The 13,208-nt window shown below is 58.7% G+C and carries 15 protein-coding genes; all 15 read left to right on the top strand.

What is annotated here, in order from left to right:
- Positions 1-3: 3 nt before the first annotated feature.
- Complete coding sequence (locus tag ACHUE7_RS03770; protein WP_394168806.1) at positions 4-765, top strand: SDR family NAD(P)-dependent oxidoreductase; 762 nt, start codon at positions 4-6, stop codon at positions 763-765.
- A complete protein-coding gene (locus tag ACHUE7_RS03765; protein ID WP_394168805.1) occupies positions 765-1,277 on the top strand; it encodes a MarR family winged helix-turn-helix transcriptional regulator in 513 nt (170 codons plus the stop codon). Before ACHUE7_RS03770 ends, ACHUE7_RS03765 begins: the two co-directional genes overlap by 1 nt.
- A complete protein-coding gene (locus ACHUE7_RS03760) occupies positions 1,274-2,083 on the top strand; it encodes an enoyl-CoA hydratase family protein (protein ID WP_394168804.1) in 810 nt (269 codons plus the stop codon). Before ACHUE7_RS03765 ends, ACHUE7_RS03760 begins: the two co-directional genes overlap by 4 nt.
- Positions 2,083-3,222: an acyl-CoA dehydrogenase family protein gene (locus ACHUE7_RS03755; protein WP_394168803.1), complete on the top strand. Its 1,140-nt coding sequence runs from the start codon at positions 2,083-2,085 to the stop codon at positions 3,220-3,222. Before ACHUE7_RS03760 ends, ACHUE7_RS03755 begins: the two co-directional genes overlap by 1 nt.
- A 99-nt stretch (positions 3,223-3,321) precedes the next feature.
- Positions 3,322-4,944: a benzoate-CoA ligase family protein gene (locus tag ACHUE7_RS03750; RefSeq protein ID WP_394168802.1), complete on the top strand. Its 1,623-nt coding sequence runs from the start codon at positions 3,322-3,324 to the stop codon at positions 4,942-4,944.
- Between the two features lie 539 nt (positions 4,945-5,483).
- Positions 5,484-6,626 (top strand): ABC transporter substrate-binding protein, encoded by a 1,143-nt coding sequence (locus ACHUE7_RS03745; RefSeq protein ID WP_394168801.1) that lies wholly within the window; start codon positions 5,484-5,486, stop codon positions 6,624-6,626.
- A gap of 105 nt (positions 6,627-6,731) precedes the next feature.
- On the top strand, positions 6,732-7,652 hold the full coding sequence (locus ACHUE7_RS03740) for a branched-chain amino acid ABC transporter permease (RefSeq protein ID WP_394168800.1): 921 nt from the start codon (positions 6,732-6,734) through the stop codon (positions 7,650-7,652).
- Positions 7,653-7,663: 11 nt separating this feature from the next.
- Positions 7,664-8,701 (top strand): branched-chain amino acid ABC transporter permease, encoded by a 1,038-nt coding sequence (locus ACHUE7_RS03735; protein ID WP_394168799.1) that lies wholly within the window; start codon positions 7,664-7,666, stop codon positions 8,699-8,701.
- A complete protein-coding gene (locus tag ACHUE7_RS03730) occupies positions 8,694-9,455 on the top strand; it encodes an ABC transporter ATP-binding protein (protein WP_394168798.1) in 762 nt (253 codons plus the stop codon). Before ACHUE7_RS03735 ends, ACHUE7_RS03730 begins: the two co-directional genes overlap by 8 nt.
- A complete protein-coding gene (locus ACHUE7_RS03725) occupies positions 9,439-10,119 on the top strand; it encodes an ABC transporter ATP-binding protein (RefSeq protein ID WP_394168797.1) in 681 nt (226 codons plus the stop codon). Before ACHUE7_RS03730 ends, ACHUE7_RS03725 begins: the two co-directional genes overlap by 17 nt.
- Positions 10,120-10,121: 2 nt before the next feature.
- Complete coding sequence (locus ACHUE7_RS03720; protein WP_394168796.1) at positions 10,122-10,562, top strand: acyl-CoA thioesterase; 441 nt, start codon at positions 10,122-10,124, stop codon at positions 10,560-10,562.
- Entirely contained in the window at positions 10,562-10,972 is a 411-nt protein-coding gene (locus tag ACHUE7_RS03715) for a RidA family protein (RefSeq protein WP_394168795.1), read from the top strand. Before ACHUE7_RS03720 ends, ACHUE7_RS03715 begins: the two co-directional genes overlap by 1 nt.
- Positions 10,973-11,260: 288 nt before the next feature.
- Positions 11,261-12,067: a formate dehydrogenase accessory sulfurtransferase FdhD gene (fdhD, locus tag ACHUE7_RS03710; RefSeq protein ID WP_394168794.1), complete on the top strand. Its 807-nt coding sequence runs from the start codon at positions 11,261-11,263 to the stop codon at positions 12,065-12,067.
- Positions 12,068-12,142: 75 nt separating this feature from the next.
- Positions 12,143-12,349 carry a ParD-like family protein gene (locus ACHUE7_RS03705; RefSeq protein WP_394168793.1) on the top strand — a complete coding sequence of 69 codons (207 nt, stop codon included), beginning with the start codon at positions 12,143-12,145 and terminating at the stop codon, positions 12,347-12,349.
- A complete protein-coding gene (gene map / locus ACHUE7_RS03700) occupies positions 12,342-13,115 on the top strand; it encodes a type I methionyl aminopeptidase (RefSeq protein ID WP_394168792.1) in 774 nt (257 codons plus the stop codon). Before ACHUE7_RS03705 ends, map begins: the two co-directional genes overlap by 8 nt.
- Positions 13,116-13,208 lie beyond the last annotated feature (93 nt).

Below are 13,208 nucleotides of genomic sequence, written 5' to 3'. Positions count from 1 at the left end.
CCCATGCCATCAGTTTCGAAGGACAACAGCTTCGCTGACAAAAAGGTTCTGATCACCGGCGGCGGGAGCGGCATCGGTGCTGACCTCGCGCAAGCCTTCGCCAATGCCGGCGCGAGGGTGATCATCGCCGGGCGCACCGAGTCCAAACTTCAGCAGGTTACTGCGGCGCATTCCGGAATAGAATACCGGGTCGCCGATGTAACTGACCCAGCCTCGGTCAACGCTCTGTTCAGTGATATCGATTCACTGGACATTGTCATCGCCAATGCCGGTGCCGCCAGCAGTGCTCCCTTGCGCAAAACCAGCCTCGAAGACTGGCAACGCATGCTCAATGTGAATCTGACCGGGGTTTTTTTAACGCTGCAAGGCGGGCTGACCAAACTGGCTGACGGTGGCCGGTTATTAGCCGTTGCGTCAACCGCCGGCCTAAAAGGTTACCCCTATGTTGCGCCCTACTGTGCAGCCAAGCACGGCGTAATCGGGCTCGTTCGCGCGCTGGCCCTGGAAACCGCCAAACAGGGCATCACCGTCAATGCTCTGTGCCCTGGGTTCACCGAAACCCCATTGCTCGATGAAAGCCTGGCCAACATCAGCGCTAAAACCGGGCTTAGCGATTCAGAAGCCCGGGCCCAACTGACCGCCACCAATCCCCAGGGGCGCTTGATTCAACCATCGGATGTCTCGGCGACCGCGTTGTGGCTTGCCAGCCCCGCCGCCCAGGCTATTACGGGCCAGGCTATCGCCATTGCCGGAGGGGAGCTGTAATGAGCGAACCAGCTAGCATCGCCCCAAACCGGCATCTCACCAGCAAAGAGCACTTGCGGCTCTGGCTGCGCCTGTTGCGCACCACCCGCAGAGTCGAATCCGAATTGCGTGAACGGCTGCGCCTTCAGTTCAACACCACCCTGCCTCGCTTTGATGTGATGGCCGCTCTGTCGCGTCACCCGAACGGACTGAAAATGAACGAACTGTCGCAACAATTAAAAGTCTCGAACGGGAACGTCACCGGCATCATAAGCCGCCTGGTTGAAGATGGCTGGGTGGAACGCATCGCCATCGAAGGCGACCGCAGAGCAACACGGGTACTGCTGACCAGAACCGGCTCCGAACAATTTCATCAGATGGCCCAGGCGCACGAATACTGGGTCGATGAATTGTTCAGCTCACTGTCGAGCCAGGAAACGCACCACATGAATGAACTGTTCGCCCACCTACCCACCGAAGCCGGGCCGGAACCGGGCAGCCCCGAACCGACTACTCAGGGAGATACCCCATGAAGATGGCCAACCACGCACCCAAGCATTTTCTCTGGCGCACGGAAGGCCCGGTCGCCATCATTCAACTGAACCGGCCCGAACGCAAAAACCCGCTCACCTTTGAAAGCTACGCCGAACTGCGCGACACCTTTCGCGACCTCGCGTACGCCGACGACATTCATGCAGTGGTGTTTGCGGCCAACGGCGGCAACTTCAGTTCCGGTGGCGACGTACACGACATCATCGCGCCGCTGGTCGGCATGGACATGAAAGACCTGCTCGCCTTTACCCGCATGACCGGCGATCTGGTCAAAGCGATGATCCATTGCAACAAACCCATCATCGCCGCCGTCGAAGGCATCTGCGTCGGTGCCGGTGCCATCATCGCCATGGCCTCAGACATTCGCTTTGCCACACCGGATTCAAAAACTGCCTTCCTGTTCACCAAAGTCGGTCTCGCCGGCTGCGACATGGGCGCCTGCGCCATGCTGCCGCGCATCATCGGTCAGGGCCGCGCCGCTGACCTACTGTATAGCGGTCGAAGCATGAGCGCCGAAGAAGGCCATAACTGGGGCTTCTATAACCGCCTGGTCGAGGCCGACCAGATTCAAGCCGAAGCCATAGCTTATGCCCAAACACTCTGCGAAGGCCCAACCTTCGCGCACGGCATCACCAAAACCCAGCTCAACCAGGAATGGTCAATGAGCCTCGACCAGGCCATCGAATCTGAAGCTCAGGCGCAGGCAATCTGTATGCAAACGCGAGACTTCGAACGCGCCTACAAAGCCTTCGTCGCCAAAGAAAAACCTGTTTTTGGAGGCGACTGATGAGCGATACCAGCTTTCTCACCTGGCCGTTTTTTGAAGACCGCCACCGCGAATGGGCCGAGGAACTCGACGCCTGGTGCAACGACAACCTGAGCAAGCACAGCAATGAAACCGACACCGATGCCGAGTGCATCAACCTCGTTCGCGCGCTCGGCAAAGCCGGTTTTCTGCAACCGACAGCCGGCGACGCCATCGACGTACGCACCCTGTGCCTGGCCCGCGAAACCCTCGCCCGCCATCATGGTTTAGCCGACTTTGCTTTCGCCATGCAAGGCCTCGGCACCGGTGCCATCAGCCTGTTCGGCACCGACGAGCAAAAAAAATGGCTCGAGAAAACCCGTGCCGGCGACACCATTTCCGCCTTCGCATTGACGGAACCGGCTTCCGGTTCCGATGTCGCCAACATCACCACCGAGGCCATCCGCGACGGTGACGACTACATTCTCAACGGCGAAAAAACCTGGATTTCCAACGGCGGCATCGCCGACTTGTACACCGTCTTCGCACGCACCGGCGATGCCCCGGGCGCCAAAGGGCTATCGGTCTTCCTGGTCGAAGCCGACCGGGCCGGGTTCGACATTCGCGATCGCCTGCACACCATGAGCCCGCATCCGCTGGCTCGCATTGGTTTTAAAAACGTCCGCATTCCAGCCACCAATCGCATCGGCGAATCTGGCCAGGGCTTCAAAATCGCCATGTCGGTACTGGATGTCTTCCGCTCCACCGTAGGCGCCGCCGCCCTCGGTTTTGCACGCCGCGCGCTTGATGAAACCCTGAGCCGTTGTCAAAACCGAGAACTGTTTGGTGGCCCGCTCGCCGACCTGCAAATGGTACAGGGCCACATCGCCGAGATGGCACTAGATGTCGACGCCGCCGCCTTGTTGGTGTACCGCGCCGCATGGACCAAAGACCAGGGTGCCGCCCGTGTCAGCCGCGAAGCCGCCATGGCCAAGCTCTATGCCACTGACCGGGCGCAATCGGTTATCGACAAAGCCGTGCAATTACACGGTGGCGACGGCGTGCGTAAAGGCCACATTGTCGAAAGTCTGTATCGGGAAATCCGTGCGCTGAGAATTTATGAAGGCGCGTCGGATGTACAAAAAATTGTGATAGCACGTAGCGCGTTGAGTTCAGGCTAGCAAAAATAATCGAGATCGCTGAGCAGACGCTGCGGCCACTGCCACACAGCCAAACAGAGCTGCAGATTTCGACTAACAACAATAACAAGAGAGGCAACTATGTCAGTACCGTCAGCACACACCGATACCTACTGTCGCGATCACCTGCCGCCGGCCGATCAGCAACCGGTGTTCCTGCTCGACAGTGTGCCTTACCCCGAGCAATTAAACGCCGGCGTCGAACTCACCGACCGCCTGGTCGACCAGGGCCTGGGCGACCGCACCGCCCTTATCGGTAATGGACGTCGCCGCACCTACAAAGAATTGACGGACTGGACCAACCGCCTGGCTCATGCCCTGGTCGACGACTTCGGGATCCAGCCCGGCAACCGCGTCCTCATTCGCTCGGCCAACAACCCGGCGTTTGTCGCCTGTTGGCTTGCCGTTACCAAAGTCGGCGCTGTTGCCGTTAACACCATGCCCATGTTGCGCGCTGGTGAACTGGCCAAAATTGTCGACAAGGCTGAGATCAGTCACGCCCTCTGCGACACCCGCCTACTCGACGAAATAAAACGCTGCGCCGCTGACAGCAAATTCCTAAAATCTGTTATTGGCTTCGACGGCACCGCCAATCACGACGCCGAACTCGACCACGCTGCCCTGGAAAAACCGGTGCATTTCGACGCCGCCCCGACTCGCGCAGACGACGTCGCCCTACTCGGTTTCACCTCCGGCACCACCGGCTCACCCAAGGCCACCATGCACTACCACCGCGACCTGCTGGCCGTCGCCGATACCTACGCCAAAGAAGTTCTGCAGGTCACACCAGACGACGTCTTCGTCGGCTCACCACCACTGGCGTTCACCTTCGGCCTCGGCGGCCTGGCCATTTTCCCACTGCGTTTTGGCGCCACCGCCACCCTGCTGGAAACCGCCTCGCCACCCAACATGATCGACATTATTCAGCGCTACAAAGCGACCATTTCCTTCACCGCCCCAACGGCCTACCGTGTCATGCTAAAAGCGATGGATGAAGGTGCAGATTTATCGAGCTTGCGCGCGGCAGTCTCCGCTGGTGAAACCCTGCCCGCCCCGGTCTTCGAAGAATGGCAACAAAAAACCGGCAAACCCATGCTCGACGGCATCGGCGCCACAGAAATGCTGCACATCTTCATCTCCAACCGGCTCGATGACGCCCGGCCCGCCTGCACAGGTACCCCGGTGCCCGGTTACGAGGCAAAAATCGTCGATGACGAGATGAACGAAGTGCCCCGGGGCACTGTCGGCAAACTTGCCGTGCGCGGGCCAACAGGCTGCCGCTATATGAACGATGCCCGCCAGCTCAACTACGTACGCGACGGCTGGAATCTCACCGGCGATGCCTTCAGCCAGGACGAAGACGGTTACTTCCACTTCGCCGCCCGCACCGACGACATGATCATCAGTTCCGGCTACAACATCGCCGGCCCCGAAGTCGAAGCCTGCCTGCTTGGCCATCCGGACGTCCTCGAATGCGCGGTCATCGGCACGCCCGATAAAGAACGCGGCCAGATCGTCCAGGCCCACATCGTACTGGCCGAGGGCCTGGTCGCCGACGACGACTGCATCCAGCGCCTGCAGGATTATGTGAAAAGCCAGATCGCCCCCTATAAATACCCGCGCTCAATCAAATTCATTGAGCAATTGCCAAAAACTGCAACAGGCAAAGTACAGCGGTTCCGGTTGAAGGAGGAGGTTTCCTGAAGGCCTGAGTTAAAAATTCGCTCGGTCAATTGGAGGCTGTGGTTGTTTATGATTGGGTGGCAGAGGACTGTTGGGTACGCCTATTGAAGGCACGCCGTAGATCCATCCATGGAGGCTCGTAGATCGCATCCCTGCGATCTCACGGCCTTCAATAGGCGTACCCAACAGTCCAGGCAATATCACAGGTTATTCAATGGCGAATTTCCAACTCAGGGTGCCGTGAGTGGATCCTGAGCAAAACAAGTGTTTAGTGGGGCCGTAAAAGCCTTTACATTATTAGGTGGACAGCACGCCCACATAGGCAAGAGGTTTTTACCTTGCCAAAGCAACCAACAGCCCAAGCATCGGCTGTCGGGTATGGCACTGGCGGGGCGTCGGCTCCCACGGATGGGAGCCGCCGAGCTTACATGGATGTACTTGCAGCGACCCGCCAGTGCCACACCCGGCGGCCGTTGCGAACAACTGGCACAAAAATATAGCAACCTGAGAATCAGAAGTAGAGTCAAACAATAACGAGAAAAACACCAGGAGGTGTGACCATGAAGAAGGTAATGAATGCAGGTTTGGGACTGTTGATGGCTACCGCCATTGCGGCACCGACGCAGGCTGAAAACGTTAAGATTGGGATGATTACTACACTGTCCGGCGGCGGCGCGCACCTGGGTGTCGATGCACGGGATGGGTTTATGCTGGCCATTGAACAGGCCGGGCGGGACGATGTTGAAGTGCTGATTCAGGACGACGCCCAGAAACCGGATGTCGCCAAAAGCCTGGCTGATGAATTCGTGCAGCGCGAAGAGGTCGACATCATGACCGGGATTATCTGGTCGAACCTGGCCATGGCCGTGGTACCCAGCGTTGTGCGCCAGGGTACTTTTTACTTGTCGGTGAACGCGGGCCCGTCTGATCTGGCCGGTCGGTTGTGCCATGAAAATTACTTCAACGTCGCCTGGCAGAACAACAGCCTGCACGAAGCCATGGGCGAATACATGAGCACCGAAGGCTTTGAAAACGCCTTTATTCTGGCTCCCAACTACCCGGCCGGTACCGATGCACTCGAAGGCTTCAAAGCGCGTTATACCGGCGAAGTGGCCAACGAAGTCTACACCCAGCTGGGGCAAACCGACTACGCCGCTGAAATCGCGCAGATTCGCGCCAGCGGTGCCGACAGCGTGTTCTACTTCCTTCCAGGAGGCATGGGTATCGCCTTTATGAAGCAGTATGCCGGTTCCGGTGTCGACATTCCGGTCTACGGCCCGGCCTTCTCCTTCGATGAAATCATCATCGGCGCAATTGGTGACGCTGCGATTGGCGTACGCAACACGTCCCAGTGGGCGTATGACCTCGACAACGCTGCCAACCAGGCCTTTGTATCGTCATTCCGGGAAAAACACGGTCGCACCCCGACTTTGTATGCCTCTCAGGGTTACGATACCGCCCGCCTGATTCTCGCCGCCCTCGACGACGCCCACCCGGATGACGCAGATGCCTTCCGCGAAGCCCTGCGTGCAGCCGATTTCGACTCCGTTCGCGGCGACTTCCGCTTCGGCGCCAACCACCATCCGATTCAGGACATCTACGTCCGTGAGATCGTGGCCAGCGGCGACGGCGTAACCAACCAGCTGGTCGGTGTGGCCGTTGAAGACATGCAAGACGTTTACGTCGATCAGTGCAGCATGTGATTGACCGGGGGAGCCCGCTCCCCCTGCTAATAGGTTGTTGAAAAAGGCAGGCCACCGAAATTCTCCGAATTTCAATAACCTGCTAATGCTTACGAGGACTCCGGTGTGACCCTGTCGTTACTCTTTGAACAACTGCTCAATGGCCTGCAGCTGGGCACTATGCTGTTTTTGATGGCCAGTGGCCTGACGCTGGTGTTCGGCGTCATGGGGCTGATCAACCTGGCCCACGGGTCGTTTTACATGACCGGTGCCTTTGTAACGGCCTGGGTAACCGGCACCACCGGGAATTTCTGGGTGGGTTTGCTGGCCGGTACGCTGGCGGCTGCGGCCGTGGGTGCACTGGTCGAATTTGCCGTGATCCGACGGCTCTACCATCGGGATCATCTCGACCAGGTGCTCGCCACCTTCGCGCTGATCCTTATTTTTTCCGAAGGCACCCGCTGGCTGTACGGTTCATCGCCCCTGTGGCTAAATGTGCCGGATAGCCTGGCGGGGTCTGTAACATTGCCCTTTGGCGTCGAGTATCCGCTGTACCGGCTCGCCATCATTGGCATGGGTGTGCTGATTGCCATTGGCCTGTATCTGCTGATTAGCCGCACCCGCCTGGGCATGCGCATCCGCGCTGGTGAGAACGACCGCGAAATGATCGGTGCGCTCGGCGTGGACATCAGCACGCTGTACACCCTGGTGTTTGCGTTGGGCGCCGGTCTCGCTGGCCTCGCCGGTGCCACCATCGGCGCGCTGCAGTCGGTTCAGGTTGGCATGGGTGAGCCCGTGTTAATTCTGGCCTTTGTGGTGATCGTCATCGGTGGCATTGGCTCTATCAAGGGTGCCCTTGTCGGGGCTTTGCTGGTTGGCGTGGTGGATACCCTGGGCCGGGTTTTACTGCCGGATTTATTCAAACTCTTTATGGAAGCTTCAGCCGCTTCCGGCGTTGGGGCGGCCATTGCCTCAATGCTGATCTACATCCTGATGGCGATCATCCTCATCTTTAAACCCAACGGCCTTTTTGCCGTCAAACACTGAGAAGGCCGGTTATGACGCAATCGCATTCCCTTACCGCAACAGGCCCGGCACAACCGGCCCGTTTCCGGCTCGACCGGGAAGGCTGGATCAGCCTTAGCCTATTATTGATTCTGGCCGTCGGCGCCTCGGTCGCTTACCTCGCCGGCGAGAACTTTTTCGTGAACCTGGCCTCGCGCATGGTCATCATCGCGCTGGCCGGTGTTGGCCTGAACCTGGCATTGGGCTTTGGTGGCATGGTCAGCTTTGGGCACGCTGCCTACTTTGGCCTCGGTGGCTATGTCGCGGGCATCGGCGCTTTTCATGCGTTCGACATGACCCCGGCGCTTGGCATTCCGTTTCTGCCCAACGGCAGCGACCAGCTGATTCCGCTCTGGTTAACCGCCATTGCCCTGTGCGGCCTGCTGGCCTATGGCATTGGCCGACTTTCGCTGGGCACTTCCGGCGTTTACTTCATCATGATCACCCTGGCCTTTGCCCAGATGATCTACTATTTCGCCATTTCCTGGCCGACCTATGGCGGTGAAGATGGTCTGCCGATTTACATTCGCAACCAGATCTGGGGGCTGAATACCAACAACAGCCTGGTCTTCTTTTTTCTGTGCTTCGGGTTACTGCTCGCGGCTCTGTCGTTCTGCCATCGCCTGCTTGGCTCGCGCTTCGGTGCGGCCCTGACCATGGCGCGTCTGAACCCCGTCCGGCTGGCAACCTCGGGGGTTGAACCCCGTCCGGTCAAACTGGTGGCCTTTGTTATCAGCGGTATGATCACCGGCCTGGCCGGGGCACTCTTTGCCGACCTGAACGGCTTTGTTGGAACCTCCATGCTCGACTGGCATCGCTCCGGGGAAATCATGGTCATCGTTATTCTTGGCGGCGTCGGCCGGCTCTATGGCCCGGTAGCGGGTGCCATGTTGTTTGTTGCCATGGAATTCTGGCTCGGCGGTTTAACCGAATACTGGCAGTTCTTCCTCGGGCTGGTGTTGCTGGCCGTCGTGCTGTTCGCGCGCGGTGGCGTGTTTGGTCTGCTGGCCGGGAGGTCGCGTCATGAATAAGGCCGTCCTCAGCATTCAGAACCTGAACAAACGCTTTGGCGCCCTGCACGCGACCAAAGACGTCTCCATCAACGTGATGCCGCGTGAAATTCATGCGCTGATCGGCCCGAACGGGGCCGGTAAATCGACCCTGATTGCCCAAATCGCCGGTACCCTGCCACCCGATTCCGGCACCCTCTGGCTCGACGGACAATCACTCGATGCCCTGTCGGTCGCGGAGCGCGCTCGCCAGGGGCTGGGCCGCAGCTTCCAGGTGTCGTCACTGGCCGAAAGCCTGAGCGTACGGCGCAATGTCATGATGGCCGTGCAAGCCCTGCAGGGCAGCAGTTTCCGTTTCTGGAAACCGGTAAACAGTGATGCCAGCTTGCGCGAGCCTGCCGATGCGGTACTGGCGCAGATGGACCTTGGCCACCGCGCCGATACGCCGGTGGCCGAGCTGTCTCACGGTGAGCGCCGCCAGGTTGAAGTAGCCTGTGCTCTGGCGCTGAAGCCCAAAGTTCTGTTGCTGGACGAACCCATGGCAGGGCTTGGTCCGGAAGGCACAGCCAAGCTGACCACCCTGCTCGAAACGCTCAAGCACCAGGTGCCCATCTTGCTGATCGAGCACGATATGGATGCGGTTTTCCGCCTGGCCGATCGAATTTCAGTACTGGTGGCCGGTGAGGTTATCGCACACGGCGACAGTGACACCATCCGCAACGATCCGAACGTTCGCGAAGCCTATCTGGGAGACGACCATGCTGAAAGTGCATAACCTCGAGACCTTCTATGGCCCGTCCCAGGCCCTGTTTGGTGTTGATCTTTCGATTGCCGCCGGTGAATTGGTGGCGTTGATGGGCCGCAACGGCATGGGCAAGACCACGACCATTCGCTCGGTATTTGGGCTCACTCCACCCTCGGCCGGCTCGATCGAATTCGACGGGAAGGACATCACCCGGGCCCAGGGTTTTCGCATTGCGCAGATGGGGCTAGGCCTGGTGCCGGAAGGCCGACGCTGCTTCACCAACCTTTCTGTGCGCGAAAACCTACTGGCCACGGCCCGCCAAGGCCATTGGGATCAAACCAAGGTGGAAGCCCTGTTTCCGCGTCTGGCCGAACGGCGCGACCAGAGCGCCAACACCCTCTCCGGCGGCGAACAGCAGATGCTGGCCATTGGCCGGGCGTTGATGACCAACCCCAAACTGTTAGTGCTCGACGAAGCCACCGAAGGCCTGGCCCCGGTAATCCGTCAGGAAATCTGGCGCGCCATCCGCACGCTGAAAGAGGAAGGGCTGTCGATTCTGCTGGTCGACAAAACCCTGAAAGAAGTGCTGCCACTGGCCAGCCACTGCCTGATTCTGGAAAAAGGCCAGACCGTCTGGGCCGGCGAACCCGACGCCCTGACTGACGACCTCAAAGACCGCTACCTGGGCGTATAATCATGGCGTACCTGACCCGACACAAGGTTCGATTCGGCCACTGCGACCCGGCCGGCATTGTCTACTTCCCACGGTATTTCGAAATGATCAACGCCGTGGTCGAAGACTGGTTCGCCGACGTCGTCGGCCGCGACTTCAACAGCCTGCACATCGAATCCGGCACCAGCGTACCGACGGTGAACCTGAACACCGATTTCAAAGCCCCCAGCCGCCTTGGCGACTGGCTCGACTTCCGGCTGGCTGTTACCCAGATTGGCAACGCCAGCCTGACCCTGAGCATCACTGCGCACTGCGGAAACGACCTGCGCCTGACGAACGAATCCACCCTCGTCTATGTCGATATGGCCAGTGGCAAACCCCAGCGCTGGCCAGAAGCCATGCGCCACCAATTTGAACGCGACCGGGAAACCCCCGGTGTCGCGACTGAAAAAGGATCCTCCTGATGACTGCATCCACCCCCCACCAACTGCTTCACCCCAGCCACTGGAAACGCGCGGTCGGCTACGCTAATGGCATGCTGGCCGAAGGAAAAACCGTGTTCGTTGGTGGCCAGATTGGCTGGAATGCCGACCAGATATTCGAAACCAATGACTTCGTCGGCCAGATCGAACAGGCACTGCGCAACATCGTTGCCGTCTTGCACGAAGCCGATGCCCGACCCGAACACCTGGTTCGCCTCACCTGGTATGTCACCGACAAAGCTGAATACCTGACCCGCCTCACCGACGTTGGCGAGGCCTACCGCGCCGTGCTCGGCAAGCATTTCCCGGCGATGACCATGGTGCAGGTGGCGGATTTGATTGAAGATGAAGCCAAAGTCGAGATCGAAGCGACGGCGGTGATACCAGAATAAACCCCTGCTCATTAACTTATGTTTTGGCGTTGGCTAAGTGGCCCTGGCCCGCGACGGGTACCGGTGGTGCCTCTGCGGGGTCGGCGTAAACCCGTCCATGGGGCCTAGACCGCAACATCCATGTTGCGGACTCCCCCGCAGAGGCACCACCGGCACCCGTCGCTCATTTTGCAAAATCCCCCATCAACAACACCCGAGCGATCACCCCGGACGTCGCTCACAGGCACACACCCAGCCAACAATCCGGTACACTCTTGCCTCCACTCCACTGCAACCGGGATAGCCCAGATGTCGCTCCCTCCAGCTTCCGGTAAACGAAACTTCCGTGCACAGCTTCACAATGGAACTGATGCCGAAACCGATCTGATCGAAGAAGTTCCGGTAGCCATCAGCTATGGCGATATCACCCACGGCATCATGATGCTGACGCCGACTGATCTCGACGACTTTCTGGTGGGTTTCAGCCTGAGCGAAGGCGTAATCCGACGCGCGGCAGACCTGCTGGACTGGACGTTAACAACCACTCACACACCCGATGGCCTGCCCGCCTACTTGTTGGATGCCACCCTGAGCGCGCGCCGCCAGTCGCAATACCGCAGCCGGCAACGACAGATGATGGGTGCAACGGGCTGCGGCCTGTGTGGCAGCGATTCACTGGAAAGCGCCTTTGTGCCGCTGGAGGCATTGCAACCCGCCCCAATGTTGCCACTGGCACAACTGAGCCAGTTGCGCGACCAGCTCGCCCGGGCCCAAACGCTGGGGCCGCAGGTCGGCGCTATTCACGCCGCAGCACTGATCGACCCTCAAGGCACCCTGCTCGCCTGCCGCGAAGACATCGGCCGACACAACGCCCTCGATAAGCTAATCGGCCACGCCCTGCGCCGTGAACACTCACTAACGGGCCACACTCTGGTGATGAGCAGCCGCTGCAGTGTCGAACTGGTCAACAAGGCCGTTATGGCCGGGGCGTCTACGCTGGTTAACCTAGCTGCCCCGAGCACCCTGGCGGTTGACCGTGCCCGTCGCTATGGGCTGAATCTGGTGCATCTGGCCCGGGACAACCAGCCCAGATATTACAGTCCGGTAACTGAATAAACCCGGTAATGGTATTTACAGCCCACACATAGCCAATATATGATTCGTATATACATCATATATTCGGAGTTCATCATGGGTATTGTCAAAATCAACGACGACCTACACGAAGACATTCGCAAGGCCAGCTCATTCATGGTGCGCTCCATCAACGCACAAGCCGAATACTGGATTAAAATCGGCATGCTGGCCGAAGCCAACCCGGGCAAATCGTTCAACGAGATCGTGAGCGAACAAATGAAGGAAGCCGAGGTCGAGGTGAGGAAATTCGCCAGTGTCTGAGGTTATCCTGAAATCCGCGTCGGAACTGCAGATCATGCGAGAATCCGGCCGCCTGCTCGCCTCCGTTTTTGCGTATCTCGATGGTCAGATAGCGCCTGGCATCACCACCATGGATATCAACAACCTGACTGAGCGCTACATCATCGACCAGTTGCAGGCACGCCCGGCCAGCAAAGGCCAGTACGGTTATCAGTATGTATTGAACAGCTCGGTCAACCATGTGGTGTGCCATGGCGTACCCTCGGAGACTCAAACGCTGAAACCCGGTGACATCGTCAATATCGATATTACACTGGAAAAAGGCGGCTACATTGCCGATTCCAGTAAAATGTACCTGATCGGTGACGTGACACCACTGGCACAACGCCTGGTCGATAAAACCTACGACGCCATGTGGGAAGGCATACGCGTCGTTAAACCGGGGGCTACCCTGGGCGACATTGGCCACGCCATACTGCGACACGCTACAAAAAACGGCTACACCGTGGTCCGCGAGTATTGCGGCCATGGCATTGGTCGTGAGATGCATGAAGCACCGTCGGTACTGCACTATGGCCAGCAGGGAAAAGGCCTGGTTCTGCAAGAAGGCATGACCTTCACCATTGAACCGATGATTAACCAGGGCAAAGCTAAGGTGAAGCAAAAGAACGATGGCTGGACCGTCGTAACTAGTGACAAAAAGTTATCGGCCCAATGGGAGCATACGATAGCCGTAACCTCAGACGGCTTTGAAGTGCTGACGCTCAGAGACGAAGAGCGCCTTTAGCACTTTATAACCTGCACACCCGAATCAGCTTTTCGTGGGGAAAAAAGCCACATTCCGGCCCAGTGTCTGTCTATTCCCTTCGCTATCGCGGAA

This window comes from Saccharospirillum alexandrii (assembly GCF_043641555.1).
Taxonomy (GTDB): domain Bacteria; phylum Pseudomonadota; class Gammaproteobacteria; order Pseudomonadales; family Natronospirillaceae; genus Saccharospirillum; species Saccharospirillum alexandrii_A.
Note: the sequence above shows the minus strand (reverse complement) of the source record. Positions and strands in the feature narration are given on the sequence as shown.